This window comes from Polaribacter haliotis (assembly GCF_014784055.1).
In the GTDB taxonomy this organism is placed as follows: domain Bacteria; phylum Bacteroidota; class Bacteroidia; order Flavobacteriales; family Flavobacteriaceae; genus Polaribacter; species Polaribacter haliotis.
The window spans coordinates 58354-82500 of the sequence record NZ_CP061813.1 but is presented as its reverse complement, the minus strand read 5'-3'; the positions used below and the strand labels follow the sequence as shown (position 1 = coordinate 82500).

General features: G+C 34.1%; 7 protein-coding genes, 2 tRNA genes and 2 rRNA genes (1 of these 11 only partly in view). 2 read left to right on the top strand and 9 right to left on the bottom strand.

The genetic code is table 11. The features are described 5' to 3' along the window. The 6 genes from H9I45_RS00195 to ligA all read right to left on the bottom strand — a co-directional run. Positions 1-217 (bottom strand): 23S ribosomal RNA (locus tag H9I45_RS00195); it reaches 2664 nt to the left of the window's first position. 163 nt (positions 218-380) lie between these two features. After that, a tRNA-Ala gene (locus tag H9I45_RS00190) sits at positions 381-454 on the bottom strand. A gap of 88 nt (positions 455-542) precedes the next feature. Further along, positions 543-616: transfer RNA gene (locus tag H9I45_RS00185), tRNA-Ile, on the bottom strand. A gap of 81 nt (positions 617-697) precedes the next feature. Further along, positions 698-2217: ribosomal RNA gene (locus tag H9I45_RS00180) — 16S ribosomal RNA — on the bottom strand. Together the 16S and 23S rRNA genes with 2 tRNA genes alongside form the textbook arrangement of a ribosomal RNA operon. 1029 nt (positions 2218-3246) lie before the next feature. Then, a complete protein-coding gene (locus tag H9I45_RS00175) occupies positions 3247-3957 on the bottom strand; it encodes a DUF4294 domain-containing protein (protein WP_088355495.1) in 711 nt (236 codons plus the stop codon). Between the two features lie 113 nt (positions 3958-4070). Then, the gene (gene ligA / locus H9I45_RS00170) at positions 4071-6068 is read right to left on the bottom strand and encodes an NAD-dependent DNA ligase LigA (protein ID WP_088355494.1); all 1998 of its coding nucleotides are present in this window, start codon (positions 6066-6068) and stop codon (positions 4071-4073) included. Positions 6069-6142: 74 nt separating this feature from the next. Between ligA and H9I45_RS00165 the strand changes: the two genes are divergently transcribed. After that, positions 6143-6805 (top strand): hypothetical protein, encoded by a 663-nt coding sequence (locus H9I45_RS00165; protein WP_088355493.1) that lies wholly within the window; start codon positions 6143-6145, stop codon positions 6803-6805. 104 nt (positions 6806-6909) lie between these two features. Here the strand turns inward: H9I45_RS00165 and H9I45_RS00160 are convergent, their stop codons facing one another. Both H9I45_RS00160 and H9I45_RS00155 read right to left on the bottom strand, forming a co-directional pair. Further along, the gene (locus H9I45_RS00160; protein WP_228454981.1) at positions 6910-7479 is read right to left on the bottom strand and encodes a hypothetical protein; all 570 of its coding nucleotides are present in this window, start codon (positions 7477-7479) and stop codon (positions 6910-6912) included. A gap of 432 nt (positions 7480-7911) precedes the next feature. Then, positions 7912-9354, bottom strand: a complete 1443-nt coding sequence (locus H9I45_RS00155; RefSeq protein ID WP_088355492.1) for a glyceraldehyde-3-phosphate dehydrogenase — start codon at positions 9352-9354, stop codon at positions 7912-7914. 256 nt (positions 9355-9610) lie between these two features. Here H9I45_RS00155 and H9I45_RS00150 point away from each other — a divergent pair, with 256 nt between their 5' ends. After that, positions 9611-10597 carry a TlpA family protein disulfide reductase gene (locus tag H9I45_RS00150; protein WP_228454978.1) on the top strand — a complete coding sequence of 329 codons (987 nt, stop codon included), beginning with the start codon at positions 9611-9613 and terminating at the stop codon, positions 10595-10597. Positions 10598-10742: 145 nt separating this feature from the next. Here the strand turns inward: H9I45_RS00150 and H9I45_RS00145 are convergent, their stop codons facing one another. Further along, positions 10743-23840 carry a DUF8693 domain-containing protein gene (locus H9I45_RS00145; RefSeq protein WP_191141236.1) on the bottom strand — a complete coding sequence of 4366 codons (13098 nt, stop codon included), beginning with the start codon at positions 23838-23840 and terminating at the stop codon, positions 10743-10745. Between the last annotated feature and the right edge of the window lie 307 nt (positions 23841-24147).

The following is a 24147-nucleotide window of genomic DNA, read 5'->3' as shown; positions in this document are numbered from 1 at the left end:
ACTATTGTTTTCTCTTCCTCCGGTTACTTAGATGTTTCAGTTCACCGGGTTTACCCCTATTGCTAGGTGACATGTCTTCAACATGCCGGGTTGCCCCATTCGGATATCTACGGATTATAAGGTATGTGCCCCTCCCCGTAGCTTTTCGCAGCTTATCACGTCCTTCGTCGTCTCTGAGAGCCTAGGCATCCGCCATACGCCCTTACTTAACTTATTGTACTTTTTGCTACAGTATAAATACTGCAACGAGCTCTTTTATATTTTTATAAAAAATTGTTTAGAATATTTCTATTCTAAACTCTCTATCTTTTTGATTCTTACGATATCATTTTACCAATATGTCAATGAACTTGTGGTCTTTCTATTAAAATTGACCGTTGTGGAGAATATCGGAGTCGAACCGATGACCTCTTGCGTGCAAGGCAAGCGCTCTAGCCAGCTGAGCTAATCCCCCTTTTACTAGTAGTTAGTAATTAGTGAATTGTAATTAGTTCTTCTAATTACTTCAACTTCTAGAATTTCCTTAAACATTAAGCTCTTTGTAGTCCCGGGCAGACTCGAACTGCCGACCTCTACATTATCAGTGTAGCGCTCTAACCAGCTGAGCTACGAGACTATAATAGCTTAATATTCTTATATTTTAAAATTAACAGCAAAGAGTAAAAATCCCCTTTTGTAACTCACCATCTTTCTCTAGAAAGGAGGTGTTCCAGCCGCACCTTCCGGTACGGCTACCTTGTTACGACTTAGCCCTAGTTACCAGTTTTACCCTAGGCGGCTCCTTGCGGTGACCGACTTCAGGCACTCCCAGCTTCCATGGCTTGACGGGCGGTGTGTACAAGGCCCGGGAACGTATTCACCGGATCATGGCTGATATCCGATTACTAGCGATTCCAGCTTCACGGAGTCGAGTTGCAGACTCCGATCCGAACTGTGATATGGTTTATAGATTTGCTCTCTGTTGCCAGATGGCTGCTCATTGTCCATACCATTGTAGCACGTGTGTGGCCCAGGACGTAAGGGCCGTGATGATTTGACGTCATCCCCACCTTCCTCTCGGTTTGCACCGGCAGTCTCGTTAGAGTCCCCATCTTTACATGCTGGCAACTAACGACAAGGGTTGCGCTCGTTATAGGACTTAACCTGACACCTCACGGCACGAGCTGACGACAACCATGCAGCACCTTGTAATATGTCCGAAGAAAAAACTATCTCTAGTCCTGTCATACTACATTTAAGCCCTGGTAAGGTTCCTCGCGTATCATCGAATTAAACCACATGCTCCACCGCTTGTGCGGGCCCCCGTCAATTCCTTTGAGTTTCAGTCTTGCGACCGTACTCCCCAGGTGGGATACTTATCACTTTCGCTTAGTCACTGAGGTAAACCCCAACAACTAGTATCCATCGTTTACGGCGTGGACTACCAGGGTATCTAATCCTGTTCGCTCCCCACGCTTTCGTCCATGAGCGTCAGTACATACGTAGTAGACTGCCTTCGCAATCGGTATTCTGTGTAATATCTATGCATTTCACCGCTACACTACACATTCTATCTACTTCCATATGACTCAAGTCAACCAGTATCAAAGGCAGTTCCATAGTTAAGCTATGGGATTTCACCTCTGACTTAATTGACCGCCTGCGGACCCTTTAAACCCAATGATTCCGGATAACGCTCGGACCCTCCGTATTACCGCGGCTGCTGGCACGGAGTTAGCCGGTCCTTATTCTTACAGTACCGTCAAGCTCGTACACGTACGAGTGTTTCTTCCTGTATAAAAGCAGTTTACAACCCATAGGGCCGTCTTCCTGCACGCGGCATGGCTGGGTCAGAGTTGCCTCCATTGCCCAATATTCCTCACTGCTGCCTCCCGTAGGAGTCTGGTCCGTGTCTCAGTACCAGTGTGGGGGATCTCCCTCTCAGGACCCCTACCTATCGATGTCTTGGTAAGCCGTTACCTTACCAACTAACTAATAGGACGCATAGCCATCTTTTACCGATAAATCTTTAATTACATCTCGATGCCGAGTCGCAATACTATGAGGCATTAATCTTCATTTCTAAAGGCTATTCCTCTGTAAAAGGTAGGTTCTATACGCGTTACGCACCCGTGCGCCGGTCGTCATCTGGTGCAAGCACCAATGTTACCCCTCGACTTGCATGTGTTAAGCCTGCCGCTAGCGTTCATCCTGAGCCAGGATCAAACTCTTCATTGTATATTTTAAATAATATGAATGAATAAGTTTCAAAAGAATTTACATTATTTTACTAATGTGGTTATTCTACTCTTTGTTTACGCTGTCAATTTCAATATTTTCAATGAACTTTTAGGGTATCGCACTCACGCTTATCGCACTCGTTGTAAATCCTAATTTGTAGAAATGTTAGACTTGAACTAACTAATAATTATCGTAACTATTATTCCAAAATTTCTCTGATCGTATTTGCTGTTTCTGTTAGCGGGTGCAAATCTAAAACTTATTTTTGAATTGACAAGCAAAAAATAAAATAAATTTTTAATTTTTTTTAACCCCTAAAAAACTGAACTTTATTCCCCGATAAATCGGACGGCAAAGATACAATGTTTTTTATTTACCAACCTAATTAAAATTTATATTTTTTTACTCTTTTTTTATCGCTAAAAATAAAACCAAAAACACCACTCCTAACACAGTTAATAAAGCTAAAACAACATCTCAATGAACTAAACTAACATACTCATATTTCCGTTAGCGGGTGCAAATATACAACTCATTTCTAATCTCACAACTATTATTTTAAATTCTTTTTAAATTTATTTTTTAACCGAGATAATTCATTGAAAATACGAAGGTTATAATCGAAAGTTTTTTTGACCTTTTTTAAAGGTCTTTATCAATACATTTATTATTTACAAAATGCCATACAAATTGAGAAGATTTGTTTTATAAATAATGGCTTATTTAAAATAATTTAAAACCTAAATTATGCTTGAATTATCTTGAAGTAGTTATGGTAAATGTAATTTTTAGCATATGGAATAAAGAAAACATAACTTTTTTATGCTAAATCTAAATGAAAAAAGAGTCTGAATTTTACGTTTATAGATGATTATTGATGCTTTTTATTTACCAATATATTGTACTAAGATGCCAGTGTTAGGGATTGAACGGTTTGTTTGAGCTCTTTTATTGCCTAAAAGGCAAATAAAAAGCGAGTAGTGAAAGCCCGACCGAGCTCTTTTGCGAGGAAACACCCGAAATAGATTAATTACTTTTCTTTCTGATTTTTCCTTTTTTACGCATTTTGGCAAACATCTTTTTATATTCTTCTACGTTTATGTCTCCTTTCTTTTTTAATATTATTAAAGGAAAATCGTAATTAAGTTTAGATTTTTGAGTTTTTAGCTTACCATCTTGAAAAGATCTCTGGAGAATGTCTTCGATTAAATAATCTTCGTTAACGGATTCTGGATGATATTCAGTTTTTAAAGATAGTTTAAAAAGATTCGCTGTGGTGTTATACCAAAATGCTTTCCATCCACTTCTTAGTCCTTTTATATTATCGAAGGCTGTTTTACCTGTTTGACGATGAATAAGCTTTATTAGTACGCGACCTTCTGTGGTGGTCATCTTTTTCATTTGATCTGTAAATTCGCCTTCGATATATTTTTGAATTAATTTTGTGTACCTTCTTCTCTTTGCTTTAGAATCTATTCTTTCTAATCTGGCATTTAAAGTGTCTAATCTTTCTGAAGCTAATTTTGCGAATGGATAAGCTTTCTGTACTTTTCTTGTAAACCATAAATAGTAACGAATATCGTCTCTTGATTTGAATTTGTGTTTTGGCAATAATGCAAACTCATTTAAACTAATAGTTAAAGTGTCTCCTGGTTTTACGAAAACATAATCGTCTATATTATCTGGCAATGAATCTAAATCTCTCTTTTGTGAAAAAGTGAGAAATGAAATAGACATTATATATATGTATAGTATTTTTTTTAGCATTTTAACTTTTTACCAACTAAAATTGGGTTATTAGGTATTGATTTTACAAATACTCTATGCAAATTAGATACCAAAACCAATTTCTAACTGATTTTATCTATAAAATCTTGTTCGGAAATAATTGAAATACCTAAATCTTGTGCTTTTGTAAGTTTACTTGGGCCCATATTATCACCTGCAACAATAAAATTTGTTTTTTTAGAGATTGATGAACTTACTTTACCTCCATTATCTTCAATTGCTTTTTTGAGTTCGTTTCTACTCATTTGATGGAAAACGCCTGAAACAACAAAAACTTGTCCTTCTAACTTATTAGTTTGGTTTTCTAAACTTTCTGCGGAAACTTCTAATTGAACTCCATATACTTTTAAACGTTCTATTAATTGAATATTACCCAAGTCGTTTGAAAAATCTACAATACTTTGTGCAATTCTATCTCCAATTTCGTCGACATTTATTAATTCCTCGAAATTTGCAGTCATTAAATTGTCGATAGACTTGAAATGTTTTGCTAATTTTTTAGCAACTGTTTCTCCAACAAAACGAATTCCGAGTGCAAATAATACTTTTTCGAAAGGAATTTCTTTTGACTTTTCGATTCCTGCAATCATATTTTGAGCAGATTTTTCTGCCATTCTTTCTAATGGAATTACTTGCTCCACTTTTAAATCGTATAAATCTGCATAATTTTGAATGAGACCTTCTTTTCTTAATAAATCTACAGTTTCGCCACCTAAACCATCAATATCCATTGCTTTTCTGCTGATGAAATGTTGGATTCTACCTGTAATTTGTGGAGCACAACCAAATTCATTTGGGCAATAATGTTTTGCATCGCCTTCTGTTCTTACCAATGCTGTATTACATTCTGGGCAATTTGTTGCGTACATTGTTGGTTGAGAATCAATTGGACGCTTTGTTAAATCTACTGCTATTATTTTAGGGATAATTTCTCCACCTTTTTCTACAAAAACAGTATCATTTTCTCGAATATCTAACTTTGCTATCTGATCTGCATTGTGTAAAGAAGCACGTTTTACTGTAGTTCCTGCCAATTGAACTGGTTCTAAATTTGCAACAGGCGTAATTGCACCAGTTCTACCAACTTGATATGTAATTTCATTTAAAACTGTAGAAACTTGTTCCGCTTTAAATTTATAGGCAATTGCCCATCTTGGAGCTTTTGATGTGTAACCTAACTCTTCTTGTTGCTGTAAATTATTCACTTTTATAACTACGCCATCTGTTTCGTAAGGTAAATCGTGGCGTTTTTTATCCCAATGATTTACAAAATCGAAAACTTCGTCTATCGTTTTTGCTAAAGTGATTGTTTTTGGAACTTTAAAACCAACGTTTCTTGCGTTTTCCAAAATTTCGAAATGGGTTTTGTATTTACGCTCTTCTGTTACAACTTGATACAATAAACAATCTAAAGGTCTTTTTGCAACTTCTGCACTGTCTTGCAATTTTAAACTTCCACTTGCAGTGTTTCTTGGATTTCTATATTCTTCTTCTCCATTTGCAACGCGTTCTTCATTCATTTTATTGAAACCATCTAATGGCAAAATGATTTCTCCACGCATTTGAAAATTTGAAACAAATTCATTTTTGATTGATAATGGAATGGAACGGATTGTTTTTACGTTTGCAGTAACATTATCTCCTTGAAAACCATCTCCTCTTGTAACTGCTTTTATAAATTTTCCGTTTTCGTAGGTTAAGTTTATGGAAGCTCCGTCGAATTTTAATTCGCAAGTATATTCTAAATCTTCTCTTCCTAATCCTTTTTGAACTCGTTTTTCCCAATCTAACAAATCTTCTTTCGAATACGAGTTGTCTAAAGAATACATTCTGTTTTTATGTGTTATAGTTTCGAAGTTTTTGGTGATGGCTCCTCCTACTCTTTGTGTTGGTGAGTTTGAATCGAAAAATTCTGGATTTTCTATTTCTAACTTTTCTAATTCTTTTAGTTTTATATCAAAATCGAAGTCAGAAATTGTTGCATTATCTAACACATAATAATTATAGTTGTGATTATTTAATTCGTCACGAAGTAATTGTATTCTTTCTAAAACCGTCATATTATATCTAAAAAACTTGTTTTTGGTGTTGAAATTTCGTATACTATATATTCATTCAAAAATGAATTAAAAAAATGAAATACGCTATAAAAATACATAAAATTTCTACAGTTGACGAACTTGAAAATTCTTGGAATATCGAAGATTATAAAGAACTTTTAGAACGTTTCGATTTCCCAAATGCAGAAAGTACTGATATTAAAGAATTAAGAGAATTGCTTTTTATGGCAATTGCAGATTTTGAAACCAATGAAGCCGCCGCAATTGTGTTGGATTATAAATTGTCTGACCATTTAAATGAAGGGCAAATTGATTCTATTTCTCATGAAATGTTAGTTGATAAGATTTCTGAAGAATATCCTGAAATAGAATTACACCAACAACTTTTTAATATCAATCAGTTATTATACAAAGCTTACAATGGAAAATTTCCAAACACAAAAGCAACAATTGTAAATTTTGATATTACTCCAAAGGCTAATGCCGATGAAAATATTACGAAAGAAATCGCTTTAAAATGTATTGCTAAAAGTTTAGATAGCCATAATGTAGTGATTCGTTTATTCGGAAATCAATTAAATGCTGATGAAGCTTTTGAGGAAGCAAATGATGTTATTTGGGAATTACAAAAAAACGATGCAGGTTACAGATTGATAACTTCTGAATATTTTATGAGTAAAGAAGAATTTTTGAAACAGGAGTTTGAGGCTAATATTGCGTTTTTTGAAGAGGAGTAGTTTTTTTTACCACATAGAGACATAGAAAACATAGAATTTTTCTGTGGGATAAAACGTTTAGACCCTTCGTGTTTTAAAAACCTGAAGGGTCTTTTTTACGGCAACTACTCCCTAACAGTTCCAGAAAAATGATTCACTTTTGAGTTGATTGGATTTCCTGAAGATCGTCTAAAGCTTGCAACTTGACCTGTGTGCCAAATAGCATCTGCAATTGGTCCATTTATTACATTGAAAAATGGAATGGTAATTTTACCGTCTTTTTTTACTGAAAATTCTGATAAATCTTTACTTTTTTTTATTCTATTGCTTAATGCTTCCAAATTTAATAAGGTTTGTTTTCTCATTCCTTTAAACGTCATTTTGTCTTTTTCCTTTTCTTGTTTGAAATCGGTTTTTGTTAAACGCAACATCATGTTTGATAAGTCATATATATGTATGATTGTTTTTTGGCAATTTCTACCTTCTCCTTTTGGTTGATATGATAAATCTTCTGTTCGCAAACCTTCTGTAGACCAATAATACCTAAAACCTAAACCATCTATTATTCTTGCGACTGTGTTTTGTGCGGAATAATTTTCTTCCATTTTTGGAATTTCGTAATAAGGTAGTTTTTCCTGTGAATTTATTGAAACAGTGAAAAATAACATTGTTATTAGGAGTATTTTATATTTCATGATTTTTGTTTTTGCTAAATTAATGTTTTTTTAAACACATAAGAACATAGAAAATATAGGTTTTGTGTGGAAAATGTGACTAGAAAATGTGTCTGGATTTTTTTCTCGCAAAGACGTAAAGTTGAATACTCGCTATATGTAACTGTTACTGAAAACCGAGACTAAAAAATGAAGATGAAAACTTTTTTACTTTATGAATAACAAAGAAATTATAGATTTTGTTGATGTAAATTTCTTTATCTAAAAGCTTGCAAACACACTTAGCCCTGATTGAAGCATTTGTTTGAGCTCTTTTTTGCTTTTTCAGCAAAAAAAGCGAGTGCGTAAAGCAGGAAATAGCTCATAAAAAAAATTATAAAACAAAACCCGACGCATAAATGAGTCGGGTTTCTACATTCCTCTTTCGAAGAATGAATTTGCACTAAGAGTATTTTAGTAATAAGTAAATCTTCTAACTTTTGCGATGTGTTTTGCCAAACGAATTACTTGGTGTGAATAGCCATATTCGTTGTCGTACCAAACGTAAATTACAATAGAATCTCCATCTGTAATGGTTGCTTTGCTATCGAAAATCGATGGTGCAGTTGTTCCAATAATATCTGAAGAAACCAATTCGTTGTCCATAGAATATTTAATTTGCTCGACTAAATCGCCTTCTAAGGCGTTTTGTTTCATTATTGCATTTAAAGTTTCCTTTGTTACTTTTGAGCGTAATTGTAAACTTAAAATTGCTAAAGATCCGTTTGGAACTGGTACTCTAATGGCATTGGAAGTAAGTTTTCCTGCTAATGCTGGTAAGGCTTTTGCTACTGCTGCTCCTGCTCCAGTTTCTGTAATAACCATATTTAATGCGGCAGCTCTTCCTCTTCTGTATTTACTGTGCATATTATCTACCAAATTTTGGTCGTTTGTATATGCGTGAATGGTTTCTAAGTGTCCTTTTTTTATTCCGTAATTGTCTTCTATAACTTTTAAAACTGGCGTAATTGCATTGGTTGTACAAGATGCCGCTGAAAAAATATCGACTTTATCTGGACTATGTTGTTTGTGATTTACTCCGTGAACAATATTTGGAATTCCTTTTCCTGGTGCTGTAAATAAAACTTTGCTTGCTCCTTTCGATTGCAAATGCCTACTTAACGCTTCTTTGTCTCTGAAAGCTCCTGTATTGTCGATAATTAATGCATTGTTAATCCCGAATTTGGTATAATCTACGTCTTCTGGATTGTTGGCAGAAATCATGTGAACTGTTGTTCCATTGATAATTAATGCGTTATTTTCTACATCTGTTTGAACGGTTCCTAAGAAATCTCCATGAACAGAATCTATACTTAATAAAGAGGCTCTTTTTTCTAAAACGGTTTCATTAATTTCCCCACGAGTTACTACAGCTCTTAATCTTAATTGAGAACCTTTACCCATTTTGGTCATTAATTCTCTTGCTAATAAACGACCGATTCTACCAAAACCATATAAAACAACATCTTTTGGTTCGATGTTTTTAGCTTCTGTAGCATTTTTTAATTTCTTTTTTACGAACGCAACTTTGTCTTCGCAAGATTTTGGGCTTAAATAACATTCGTAGGCTAATTTTCCAATATCTAATTTCGAAGAAGGTAAATCTATCTGTTGAATTGCTTTTGCAATATCCAAGGCATCTAAAATTGTAATTGGTTTGCTTACGAATTCTCTTGCGTAATCAATTAAATTTAAAACTTCGCTTGCTCTTTTATCTACTAATGGATTTCTAAATAACACCAATTCAATCGACTTATCGTACCATAAATCGTTTACGATGTTAATAAATTGAACAGTTGCTCTTCTTGTTTGTGCTTGTGATAAAACTTCTTTGTTGTAATCTATAATTGTTGACATAGTTGTGTAACTAAAAAATTAAATTTCCGGCAAAAGTATTTCTTTTTTTTACAATACGAAATCGATTTCGTAAAATTTTCGTAAATAAAATTAATTGAATGTTAATGGGCTCTTATTTGATAGAGTTTTAATTGTTATTTTTAAATTCTTGTATTTGCCAACCACTGATTTTAATTGTAATTATAAATTTTATATTTGTATTAAATTTAAAACATTATAAATGAAACATTTTAGTATTTTACTACTTACAATTCTAATGGCAACCTCCTGTACAAAAGAAAAAGATTTTGTAACCCTTTCTGGGAAGTTAGAAAACAATAAAGATTCTTTAATTACAATTGCTGGGCAAAAAGGCCCTATAAAAACAATTAAGATAAATGAAGATGGTACTTTTAAAGATACTTTAAAGGTTGATAAAGCAGATATATTTACACTGCAAACGTCTCAATACAAAAGAGCTCCTATTTATTTAAAAAATGGTTACGACTTGCAATTAGAAGGAGATGCAAATAATTTTATGAATAGCTTTCAATTTTCTGGAAATGGTGCAGATAACAGTAATTTTTTGGTTGCTCAAATTGGCGAAAGTCAAAAAATTGGAAATCCGGCTTTAATTTTAAAGTTATCTGAAGAAAATTTTAAAGAAAAAGTGAATAGCATCGAAAGTAGTTTTGATAGTATTTTAAGTTCATATAAAGATTTGGATACAGCTTTAGTTTCTAAAGCCAACAAACAAACAGATTTAATGGTTACTTATTTTAAGACAGAGTTTGATAAATTAGGTGCTGTAAGAAAAGGGAATCCTTCTCCGAAATTTGAAAACTATGTTGATATTAAGGGTGGCACAAAATCTTTAGATTCTTTTAAAGGAAAGTATGTTTATATAGATGTTTGGGCAACTTGGTGTGGCCCTTGTCTACAACAAATTCCTTTTTTAAAGGAATTGGAGAAAGAATATACAGGTAAAAATATTGAGTTTGTAAGTATTTCTACTGATGAACCTAGAAGAAGTGGTGGTACTTGGGAAGCTGCTGAAAAAAAATGGAGAACCATGGTAAAAGATCGTAATTTAAAAGGTGTGCAACTTTGGTCTGGAGAAGATTATTCTTTTCAGCAATCGTATCAAATTACTGGAATTCCAAGGTTTATTTTGGTGGATCCTAATGGAAATATTGTAGATGCCAATGCTCCAAGACCATCTCAGCCAAGTTTAAAAGAATTGTTTACTGAGTTAGGAATATAGTAAAGTTGGGAGTTTTTAAATATTTAATTATTGCTATTTAAAATTTACTAAAACACTTTTAGCCTATAAATAATAAAGCTCTAATCATAACGATTAGAGCTTTATTATTTATAGACATTTCAATATATGTTATTGAAAATCTTATTTATTCTAAAAATATCTTTTTAGATATGTTTCCTTTTTCAGTTTTTAATTTTACTATATAGAAACCTGAAGGCAATTGTTTTTGTAATTTAAGTCTCATTTCAAGTTCCTGAGTTTTTATGTCCCAATTACTTATTTGCTTTCCTAAAATATCGTACAATAATACTTTAGAAACTGTAACATCTTCTTTTTTAGATATTACTAAATTACTATTTACATTGTCTGCATAAATACTTACCAAATTATCTTCTATAGTATCTACAGAAAGTGCTGGTTCACTCGGTTCGAATGCTACTACAAATCTATCTGTATAGGTTCCTTTAACTAAGTTAAGTTTCGCTTTATCTCCTAAAATAGGATAAGAAGTTCCATTTAATTTATCTTTAATGAAAACTTTTCCAGATACATTTTTCATTTCATCTACCTTTATAATAACATCTCCAGAATATCCCATTATTATTTCTAATGGTACTTCTAAATCGCTAGAGATCTGTTGCACACCAGCAATTACGAATTTTCTGTCGTCTTCTGGAAATTTTAAATACATGTCTGTATCTCCAACATCATAAATTTCTGCATCATATCCTTTATCATAGGCAAATGAATTAAACTCACTAAACGAAACTGCAATTTGACGATGGTAATTATTACCATCTGTTCCATCGAAATCCATACCTAACTTAATAACTGGCAAGCTTAATATAGAATTTTTATCATTTGATTTAGAAGCAGATTTTGAATTTGATTTAAAGAACACAGAAGTACCTGTACCCTCAGTTTTATATTCTCTCTGACTATTATTAAATACAACAGTTCCACCATCTACATTATCGCCTTGGATAAAGAATCCCTGTCCTATTGCAATGTAAGGTTCTGGCTCTGTATAAGTAATATCATCTCCACCAACATTTGGAGCACAAGTTAAATAACCATCTTCATCGAATAAGTTTAAATAGTCTAAATAAACAGTATTCGAATCATTAGATTCTATTAATATTTCGTTACTAGTTTCTACACATTGTTCGATAGTAAATAAGCTAAATGAGTTTCCAGTTGCTGGTAAAGTATATTCTCCACTTAATCTATTATTTATTTTAATAATTATGTCTTTATCTGTCGAAGATTTATATCGAATTCTTAAAGTATCTGCTCCTCTAGAAATATTTGAAAATTTCACAAAGTTTTGAGTAGAATTAAATTGCACTGTATTTACAGTATTACCATCATCTGAAACTTGTTGCAAAACTCCATTTATAGACGCTGCTTCTGCTTCTAAATTTAAATCAACACCACCACTAACAGCTGCTGCTCTCGCAGAAACACCTGTAGCAATTGTTCTTGTTGCATAACCTCCAACATAACCTGCAAATACATGACCTTTAATAGTTCCATCACTACTTTCTTCTTCTCCTGCGTGTTCCCAGAAATATAACACACCAGATATAGATGAATTATTATCTTCTATAAATTCTTTTACACTAATTGCAGATGCATATGGATTCCCAACTAAATAAGATTCGTCTTTACCTACTGAAGTAGTAAGATTTCCATCTTTTGGAACACCTGTATAAGTATAGTTTTGTGGTCTTCCTGGTCCTTTAAAAATAAATCCATCTGTATTTGGTATTGCACCACCTTTGTATTTCTGAGTCCAATTTGATCTACCTCCACTAAAAGCTGCATATGTCCATATCCAATGATCTGCTATAGAAATTGGGTTGGTTGTATTACCATCGTAACCACCAACAAAATTAATATCTTTTGCAATATTTACACCTACAGTTCCTGAATGGTTTGTTAAAGTTGTACCATCTTTTAAGATACTTCCTACAGAATATGTTGTGGATTCTGCGCTGTTTTTAACTGGCGAACTCAAATAATTATATCTGTATTTACTTGGTACTGTAGAATTTTGGTCTACTAATAATTTACCAGTTCCAGAAACTAAACTTGCAGATTTGTGAGTTTGAATTAATTGTGCTGTACTATTTTGAGAAGGACTTACCAAACGTAATTCTCCATTTAAAAGTACATTGTTAGTTACAACTACAAGGTTATCTGTTATAGAAAGTTTCGTAGATGCATTTACTTTTAATTTTCTTGCACTTAACTTACCAGAAGTATGATTGTAATCTTCATTTATAACTACAAACCTAGATCTGTCTGGATATCCATTATCCCAGGCACCTAATGTTCTTTCTGTAATATCTATTCTATGCAATCCTAATCTCGTGTTTGCCTGAGCATTTGAACTCGCAATTTCTGAAATTAATGGATCATGAGGATGTCTTTCTGCACCTCCAGCTCCCAATAATTTATAAGGATCTAAAGCATCATCAATAAACACTACCCATTCACTTTCTGTATAAATTGGGTTTGGAACTAAAGTTTCATCGATTCTTACGTAAGACGTTTTATCTTTAATAGAAGAAATAATATCGTATTTATTTGCCCAAGAGGTATTATCGTCTGTTGTAGATAAAGTAATAATATCATTTTCTCCTACAAGATTTGTAAGAACTGTGTTTGTATATACTTTCGCAGTATTGTCAATATTAGTTATATTAGTAACATTATTTTTATAAAGAACAGATTTTCCTGGATCTAATTCCGTAGTTAAAATAACTGATGTTGTTGGAGGAACATTTGTTTGATCTCCAGTTCTATTACTATATAGCTGTACTTTTAAATAATTTGCTGGTACTTTTTCTGTTTCGCTAATATTCGTAATCTCTATCCATCTTTCATCATTAAAAGTGTAAACTTGAGTAATCATAGCAGTTCCAATAGGGTCTATATCTCTATAATCTAAGTCTCCTGTTCCTGGGTTAAAATCGTTATCCTTATCTCCATAGGCAGCTTCTAAATTTGTGATATTTGTAACCTTGTCTCCAATACCTAAACCATCATTTACTGTTGAACCTGCAATTCCTGAATCATTATTATCATCGAAATTATCGTCTAAACCATCATTATCTAGGTCAGTTCCTGATACTTCATTTTCTAAATCTCCATTTTCGTAGATATCTTGAATTCCATCATTATCTGAATCTAAATCTAAATAATCTGGTATTGTATCATTGCTAATGTCTGTATTTTCTGGAACTAAACCAATTCCACCTACTTCATAAACATCATCTACACCATTGTTGTTAGTATCTGTCATAGCAGTACCAACATCACTAGGCGCTATATATCCACTTGAAGATTGTGCTTCTATATTATCTGGAATACCATCATTATCTGCATCTATATCTAAATGATTTAATTTTTTATCTCCATCCAAATTTCCATTTGGATAAGAATCTGGTTTCCCATCTCCATCTCCATCTGCACCAGTAACTATTAAAGCATTAGTAGTATTAGTACCTACTGTATCTGTACCGTTTGCTAAAGCATTGTTTGGATCTCCATCTACAGTGTCATTAAATCCATCGTTATCATTATCTATAAAACCATCTTGTTTTCCATCTCTATTAGTATCGGCTCCTCCGGCTTCAATAACATCTGTAATACCATCGTTATCTGAATCTAGGTCTAAATAATCTAAAACACCATCTCCATCTGTATCTCCATTAAGATATGTATCCACTTTACCATCACTACCTGTATCAGAGCCTGTTACTATTAATACATTTGCAATATTTTCTGAAGTACCATCTTGACCTACATCTCCATCAACATCATCATTAAATCCATCATTGTCAGTATCATTAAAGTTATCAGAACGACCATCTCCATTTACATCTGTTCCACCTGCTTCCACAACATCTGGAATACCATCGTTATCGGCATCTAAATCTAAATAATTTGGCAATCCATCTCCATCTGTATCTGCATTCACATTATCTCCATTCTCAAATACAATTGCTACATCATCTGCTTTTCCATCTCCATCTGTATCTGTTCCACCTGTTTGTAATAATGCATCGTTTGCATCTTCTACTCCAGGAGTTCCATCATCATCTGTATCATAAACATCTGCAAATCCATCGTTGTCTGCGTCTGTTGTGTTATCAACTAAACCATCTCCATTTGTATCTACACCACCAGCTTCTACTAAATCTGGAATACCATCGTTGTCTGCATCTAAATCTAAATGATTTGGGAATCCATCTCCATCTGTATCTGCATTTACACCTTCTCCATTCTCAAATACAATTGCTAAATCATCTGCTTTTCCATCTCCATCTGTATCTGTTCCACCTGTTTGTAATAGTGCATCGTTTGCATCTTCTACACCAAGAGTTCCATCATCATCTGTATCATAAATATCTGCAAATCCATCTTTGTCTGCATCTGTTGTGTTATCAACTAAACCATCTCCATTTGTATCTACACCACCAGCTTCTACTAAATCTGGAATACCATCATTGTCTGCATCTAAATCTAAATGATTTGGGAATCCATCTCCATCTATATCTGCATTAGCACCTTCACCATTTACAAAAGTAATTGCTACATCATCTGCTTTTCCATCTCCATCTGTATCTGTTCCACCTGTTTGTAATAGCGCATCTGTTGCATCTTCTACACCAGGAGTTCCATCATCATCTGTATCATAAATATCTGCAAAACCATCTTTGTCTGCATCTGTTGTGTTATCAACTAAACCATCTCCATTTGTATCTACACCACCAGCTTCTACTAAATCTGGAATACCATCGTTATCTGCATCTAAATCTAAATGATTTGGGAATCCATCGCCATCTATATCTGCATTAGCACCTTCACCATTTACAAAAGTAATTGCTACATCATCTGCTTTTCCATCTCCATCTGTATCTGTTCCACCTGTTTGCAATAATGCATCGTTTGCATCTTCTACACCAGGAGTTCCATCATCATCTGTATCATAAACATCTGCAAATCCATCTTTATCTGCATCTGTTGTGTTATCAACTAAACCATCTCCATTTGTATCTACACCACCAGCTTCTACTAAATCTGGAATACCATCGTTATCTGCATCTAAATCTAAATGATTTGGGAATCCATCTCCATCTGTATCTGCATTAGCTCCTTCACCATTTACAAAAGTAATTGCAGCATCATCTGCTTTTCCATCTCCATCTGTATCTGTTCCACCTGTTTGTAATAGCGCATCTGTTGCATCTTCTACACCAGGAGTTCCATCATCGTCTGTATCATAAACATCTGCAAGTCCATCTTTGTCTGCATCTGTTGTGTTATCAACTAAACCATCTCCATTTGTATCTACACCACCAGCTTCTACTAAATCTGGAATACCATCATTATCTGCATCTAAATCTAAATGATTTGGGAATCCATCTCCATCTGTATCTGCATTGACACCTTCTCCATTCTCAAATACAATTGCTACATCATCTGCTTTTCCATCTCCATCTGTATCGGTTCCTGCTGTTTGTAATAGCGCATCTGTTGCATCTTCTACACCAAGAGTTCCATCATCGTCTGTATCATAAACATCTGCAAATCCATCGTTGTCTGCATCTGTTGTGTTATCAACTAAACCATCTCCATTTGTATCTACACCACCAGCTTCTACTAAATCTGGAATACCATCATTATCTGCATCTAAATCTAAATGATTTGGGAATCCATCTCCATCTGTATCTGCATTGACACCTTCTCCATTCTCAAATACAATTGCTACATCATCTGCTTTTCCATCTCCATCTGTATCGGTTCCTGCTGTTTGTAATAGCGCATCTGTTGCATCTTCTACACCAAGAGTTCCATCATCGTCTGTATCATAAACATCTGCAAATCCATCGTTGTCTGCATCTGTTGTGTTATCAACTAAACCATCTCCATTTGTATCTACACCACCAGCTTCTACTAAATCTGGAATACCATCGTTATCTGCATCTAAATCTAAATGATTTGGGAATCCATCTCCATCTGTATCTGCATTAGCTCCTTCACCATTTACAAAAGTAATTGCAGCATCATCTGCTTTTCCATCTCCATCTGTATCTGTTCCACCTGTTTGTAATAGCGCATCTGTTGCATCTTCTACACCAGGAGTTCCATCATCGTCTGTATCATAAACATCTGCAAGTCCATCTTTGTCTGCATCTGTTGTGTTATCAACTAAACCATCTCCATTTGTATCTACACCACCAGCTTCTACTAAATCTGGAATACCATCATTATCTGCATCTAAATCTAAATGATTTGGGAATCCATCTCCATCTGTATCTGCATTAGCTCCTTCACCATTTACAAAAGTAATTGCAGCATCATCTGCTTTTCCATCTCCATCTGTATCGGTTCCTGCTGTTTGTAATAGCGCATCTGTTGCATCTTCTACACCAAGAGTTCCATCATCGTCTGTATCATAAACATCTGCAAATCCATCGTTGTCTGCATCTGTTGTGTTATCAACTAAACCATCTCCATTTGTATCTACACCACCAGCTTCTACTAAATCTGGAATACCATCATTATCTGCATCTAAATCTAAATGATTTGGGAATCCATCTCCATCTGTATCTGCATTGACACCTTCTCCATTCTCAAATACAATTGCTACATCATCTGCTTTTCCATCTCCATCTGTATCGGTTCCTGCTGTTTGTAATAATGCATCTGTTGCATCTTCTACTCCAGGAGTTCCATCATCGTCTGTATCATAAACATCTGCAAATCCATCGTTGTCTGCATCTGTTGTGTCGTCTACTAATCCATCTCCATTTGTATCTACACCACCAGCTTCTACTAAATCTGGAATACCATCATTATCTGCATCTAAATCTAAATGATTTGGGAATCCATCTCCATCTGTATCTGCATTGACACCTTCTCCATTCTCAAATACAATTGCTACATCATCTGCTTTTCCATCTCCATCTGTATCGGTTCCTGCTGTTTGTAATAATGCATCTGTTGCATCTTCTACTCCAGGAGTTCCATCATCGTCTGTATCATAAACATCTGCAAATCCATCGTTGTCTGCATCTGTTGTGTCGTCTACTAATCCATCTCCATTTGTATCTACACCACCAGCTTCTACTAAATCTGGAATACCATCATTATCTGCATCTAAATCTAAGTGATTTGGCAATCCATCTCCATCTGTATCTATTGAATTACCATCACCATCTAGCATATTACCAGAAGCGTCAGTTTCTACAAGGGCAATACCGTTTGTTCCATCAGGTCCAGGTCCATCAGTTGCATTTTCATCATAAATATCTGCAAGTCCATCTTGATCTATATCTGTTGTATCATCTACAAGTCCATCTCCATTAGTATCTATACCTCCTGCTTCCACTAAGTCTGGAATACCATCATTATCTGCATCTAAATCTATAAAATCAGGAAAACCATCTTTGTCTGTATCTCCATTTGGATAAGAATCTGGTTTACCATCATCATCAGCATCATCTCCAGTAACTATTAAAGCATTTGCAGTGTTTTCTGATGTACCATCTTGACCAACATCTCCATCTACAAGATCATTGAAACCATCTTTATCTGTATCTACAAAACCATCAGCTTTACCATCTCCATTTGAATCTGTTCCACCAGCTTCTACAACATCTGGAATACCATCATTGTCTGAATCTAAATCTAAACTATCTGGAATTCCATCTCCATCTGAATCTGGATTTGTTATCGCATTACCATCTGTTCCTCCTGTAACATCTACATCATAACGATCGTCTAAACCGTCATTGTCAAAATCATTTACTAAGGTTCCGTCAGCATTAATATCATCTATTTTACCATTTCCGTCTGTATCTTCTCCACCAGCTTCTACCAAGTCTGGAATACCATCATTGTCTGAATCTAAATCTAAATGATTTGGAATACCATCTCCATCTGTATCTGTACCATTACAATCAGAAACTTGTACAACTACCTCAGCTAAACTTAAAATTCTGCCATCTCCTTCTAATCTAATTCTTATTTTCTTTCCTAAAGTATTAATTCCACTAATAGTGTTTGTAGCAGATGCAACGACATTATTATGAGTATAAACTACGTTATCATTATTATCTAATACTTCTAAAATAAAACCATCTAATCGATCTCCACAACAATTTGTTCTATTGTATAAAACTACATTATCTATAGTTGTAACAAATCCCATGTCTAATAGCCACCAAGGATCTTTTTGGGTGTTTGTATGTGTTACAGAACCATTTCCAAAATCTCCACTTGTGTTACCATCTCTCGCTAAATTTGCGGAACAACTATTACTTGGGCAATTACCATTATTTAATGAAGAACTTTGTGTTGCAGTACCTCCATTAAAAGTTGATACAATTGGGGTAGTACATTCTAAATTATCTGGAATTCCGTCATTATCGTCATCTAAATCTACGTTGTCAGGAATACCATCATTATCTGTGTCTGTAGCATCTCTATAGTCTAAATCACCAGTTTCAGGAAGTGGAAAATCATTGTCTGAATCTCCATAAGCCGTTTCTAATGTTGCTTCATTTGTAACTTTATCATTAGCTCCTAAACCATCATTTACAGTAGAACCCAAAATACTTGAGTCATTATTATCATCAAATGCATCATCTAAACCATCATTATCTGCATCGTTTCCGGAAGCAACGTTATCTGTGTCTCCGTTTTCTTGTATGTCTGGAATACCATCATTGTCTGCATCTAAATCTATATAATCTGGAGTATCTGTATTATCTGTGTTTGTTGCTTCTAGACCAATAATAGCACCAATTTCGTAAGTGTCATCTACACCGTTATTATTAACATCTGTAATTCCTGTTGCAATACCACTTGGTTCTTTATAGTTGTTAGAAGGTTGACCTTCTATATTATCTGGAATTCCATCATTATCTGCATCTATGTCTAGATAGTCTGGAATACCGTCTGTATCTGTGTTTCTTGGTGTTTGACCTGATCCTGCAGAAGTTGGAATACCATTAGTTGCAGTATTGTCTGCATTATCATCATCATCATCTGCCATACCATCTCTGTTAGTGTCTGTACCACCAGCCTCTATAACGTCAGGAATTCCATCGTTATCTGAATCTAAATCTAAATGATTTGGAATTCCATCACCATCTGTATCAATTACACATCTTTTTTCTCCACCACCAATTTCAGTAAGTTTTGTTCCATAAATATCGATATTAGTGTTACCAGTATGTTCTTCTATTAAAAGATATTGTAAAACGTCACCTGTATTAAGTGTTATTGATGGTATTACACTGCTAATACTTACTGCATTATTATTAGTAGTTGAATTGTATGCATTTTGAATTGAATACACCTTATTACCGTTATGATATACTACAATATGGTCATCTCCATACCCTAAATCTATTTGATATACTCCTGCTTCTACAGTTGTAATTGTTTTAGTAAATAAAATGGCAGCATCTTCAGAACCATTTGGTACATTGGAACCATTATAGTTGGTTGCTTTAGAGTATCCTGAAAGATTTACTGGTGAATTAGCAAACCTTACGTTAAAGGCATTGTCTGTATTTTTATATTCTACGTAATCAAACGTTGCTATTTGTGTTTGATTAAAATCAGGAAATTGATTAGAAGCATTAATAAACGACCAAGTATCTTGATCTGGCATATCAAATAGTATTCCTTCAAAACCTGTTACACTTGCAACTGTATTATCAGTTCCACAAACTCCAGTTTCCTCTGAATCTAAAATACCATCGTTATCGTCATCTAAATCTGTATCATCTGGAACCCCATCTTTATCAGTATCTAAATCGAAAGTTGTATCTCTGTAATCTACATCTCCACCAAAATTAGCATCATCATCTACATCTGTGAAATTGTCTGTTTGCGTATCATCGAAGCTACCATTTACATCTGCATAATTATCGCCATTATCTAATGCGTTAACTAAACCGTTTATACCAACAGCTCCTGAAACTTTTCCACTTCCGTCATTTGGTAACTCACTACCAGATTCATTAACATCAAAGATACCATCGTTATCTGCATCTAAATCTTTATAATCTGGATTATCTGTACTGTCTGTATTAACAGGTGTTAAACCTAAAGAACCTGTACCTGCAGAATCTCCATTTGGTGTAGTATCATAGGCATCATCTAAACCATCGTTATCTGAATCTAAACCTAAAGGTTTCGTATAATCTTTTGTACTTTGTGCTTCTATAATATCTGGAATACCATCGTTGTCTGAATCTAAATCTCGAGAATTTGAGATGCCATCTCCATCTGCATCTATATTACATAAAGAAACAGTAACAGAATCTAAACCAACATCTTTATGCCAAGATGTACCATTATTACCTTGTGTTATTACAAGTTTAAACCTTGTAGCACTCCCGCTTATTAAGCCGCTTAAATCTACTGTTTTTTTAATCCAAGTAAAAGTTCCGTTCTGTGCTATACCTTGTTGGTCTAATTGTTCTGCGTTACCTCTATTTACCCATAAAATTCCGTTATCACTAGACTGTAACTGTATAGTTCCGTTATTTCCATCTCCTCTATACCCAAAGTAGTAACTAAAGATAATACTATGATTACTTGCATCGAAAGTTGATTTTAATTCTACTTCAAATTTATCTTCATTGGCACCAGGATTAGACATTTCTGTATACGCATAACCATCTGTACCTCCTGATTGTCCTCCATCTGGACCAACATTACTTGATGATGTGGATCCGTTATGCCAAGACCAACGTCCTCCTGTATTATTAACCTGCAAACCTGTTCCACGAGGATCGCTAAAATTCCAATTATTATTAGCACTTGCTCGGCTTGTAAAATTATATGTAGATACAGTAGTAGATCCAGTACAATTACCATCCTCTTCAGTATCTAAAATACCATCATTATCGTCATCTATATCTACAGAATCTGGCACACCATCATTATCTGTATCTAAAAAGACAGTAATTGTATCTCTAAAATCTACATCGTCTGGAGAGTCTGTTCCATTGGTGTTTGGAATCTCTCCATAAGGTGAATTATCAAAACTACCATTAACATCTGTATAATTATCTCCATTATCATAATTGTTATCTAAACCATTTACACCAACAACACCACTTAAAGATAAGCCAGCTTCAATTCTGTCTGTAGTACCATCATTGTCTGAATCTGTGTCTAAATAATCTGGGGTGTCTGTACCATCATGATTATTAGGAACAGCTAAACTTACACCAGTTACTCCTCCACAACTAAATAGACCTCCTACACAATCTGTATCGTAAGCATCATTTAAACCATCTCCATCAGAATCTGTTGTTCCATTGCTATCTGGTGCTTTATAATTGAATGAACTTTGTGCCTCTATATTGTCTGGAATACCATCGTTATCTGAATCTAAATCTCTAATATTAGGAATTCCATCTCCATCTGAGTCACAAATTGGTTGAAAACTTTTATATAGAACATTATCTATTTGTAAAGAACCACCACCATCTACAGCTAATTTAATTCTTATATACCTTGCTGCTGATGTTAATTTATATTGTTTATTTTCATCTGTATTAACAGTTGTCCATGAATAAGATTTTGCATTTGTATAGCTAGATGTAGCTGCAGTAAGAGATTGATCTACACTCATAAAGTGATTAATGTTACTAGTAACACGAGACTCTATTTCTATAATTGCATTTTTAGCTACAACTTTTCCTAAATCTATTACTAATACATCTGCAATGTCGTTTAAGGTTGCTCTAGCATCGTTTGAGCCAATAGCATTAGTAGGATTAGTAACACTAGTACTACTTTGCACACCTGTTGCATTACTACCAGCTACACTAGGGCATTCTACTGTGTCTGGAATACCGTCATTATCATCATCTATATCTATGGCATCTGCAACACCATCTCCATCTGTATCTTTTGAAGTTGAAGCATCTCTCCAATCTACATCTCCACCATTTGTAGAGTCTGGGAAGTTGTCTGATTGCGAATTATCGAAAATACCATTTGGGTCTGTATAATCGTCTGCAATATCATAAGAGTTATCTAAACCATTTACACCAACATCTCCAGTAAGAGTAATGTTAGCTTCCTCTTCGTCTGATTGTCCATCACCATCTGAATCTAAATCTAAATAATCTGGATTTCCAACATTTTCTGTATTTATAAGTGGGTAACTAGTTGCAGTAGGTGAATCGTTATTTTCGAAAGCACTATCTAAACCATTAGCCCCAACATTTCCTGTAAAAGCTTTATATGTACCTGTTGGTTGACCTTCTATAATATCTGGTATTCCATCTCCATCTGCGTCTAAATCTAAATGATTTGGAACTCCATCATTATCGAAATCGAAAATATCTGCAACTCCATCTCCATTAATATCGTTATAATTAGTAGTACTTCCATCTCCAGTACCATCATCTCTTGTATCTAAATAATTTGGAAGTAAATCTCCATCCTCATCTCCTAAAGGATTGTAAACTGTACCATTTACTGTACTTTCTACTGTATCTAAAATACCATCATTATCATCATCTATATCTATTGTATCTGGAACTCCATCGCCATCTGAATCTAATTCCTCTACAGCGTTTAATTCTACTGCGATGTGTATCGATTCTACATTATCGAAAGTTGCGTTTCCATCACCATCAAAAGGATTAACTACATTATCTAATGGATAAAAAGTTAATGTCATCTCTCCACTTGCATTAGGTTCTGCTTTAAAAATATAAGCTTTTTCAACCCAATTTTCATGTGCTGAAGATATTACAGGGATTTTTTGTCTTGCATTTCCATCAATTTGGTAATCGAAAGCATCTATATATTTACGAGAATATGGGTCTCCACCAACACCATTTGTATTACTAATAGAAGTCATATGATAAACAGAAAGTTTATATAACTTTCCATTAACAAGACCACCCATATTAGTAGTTACAGATTCTTCTGGTAACGTATTTAAGTTACCAACATCTCTCATAGTTATCCAAGTAACATCTCCTGTAGGAGGTAATGGTAAAGGTGCATTAATCCAAGATGCATTACCACCCTGAGTTCCTTGTCCACCAGCATTATTTCTATTCGAAACATCTGGAGATCCACCAGTATTAAACCAACCTACAGGTGTACATGTACCACATGTAGTTGTTCTAGAACCTGTACCTGTTATAGTTTGTGAAAAAGATTGAAAATTAAAAAGGAACAAAAATAATATAGTTAAAAAAACTATTGATTTTTTTGTAACATTCTTCTTAGATAAGTACTGAATTTCCCCAAATTCAGATACTAGAAAAAAACTTTTTTCCATGGAATAATTCTTATTTTATGTTTTTGTGGGGGAAATTCAAAAAATTGATAACTGAACAAAGTCCTATTTATCGATTTGCAAAATTAATCATTTTTTTGATTAAATACTCTTTATTATATATACTTTACATTAAGTAAGACACATTTCTTTTTTTAAGTCACTATTAATTTTTTTATTGAGCTGAAATTTTATAATCCTACAAATT

Excerpts from the sequence above, each read along its gene's own strand:
- H9I45_RS00165 (WP_088355493.1), top strand. The coding sequence starts at position 6,143 with ATGAAATACGCTATAAAAATACATAAAATTTCTACAGTTGACGAACTT.
- ligA (WP_088355494.1), bottom strand. The coding sequence starts at position 6,068 with ATGACGGTTTTAGAAAGAATACAATTACTTCGTGACGAATTAAATAAT.
- H9I45_RS00155 (WP_088355492.1), bottom strand. The coding sequence starts at position 9,354 with ATGTCAACAATTATAGATTACAACAAAGAAGTTTTATCACAAGCACAA.
- H9I45_RS00160 (WP_228454981.1), bottom strand. The coding sequence starts at position 7,479 with ATGAAATATAAAATACTCCTAATAACAATGTTATTTTTCACTGTTTCA.
- H9I45_RS00175 (WP_088355495.1), bottom strand. The coding sequence starts at position 3,957 with ATGTCTATTTCATTTCTCACTTTTTCACAAAAGAGAGATTTAGATTCA.
- H9I45_RS00150 (WP_228454978.1), top strand. The coding sequence starts at position 9,611 with ATGGCAACCTCCTGTACAAAAGAAAAAGATTTTGTAACCCTTTCTGGG.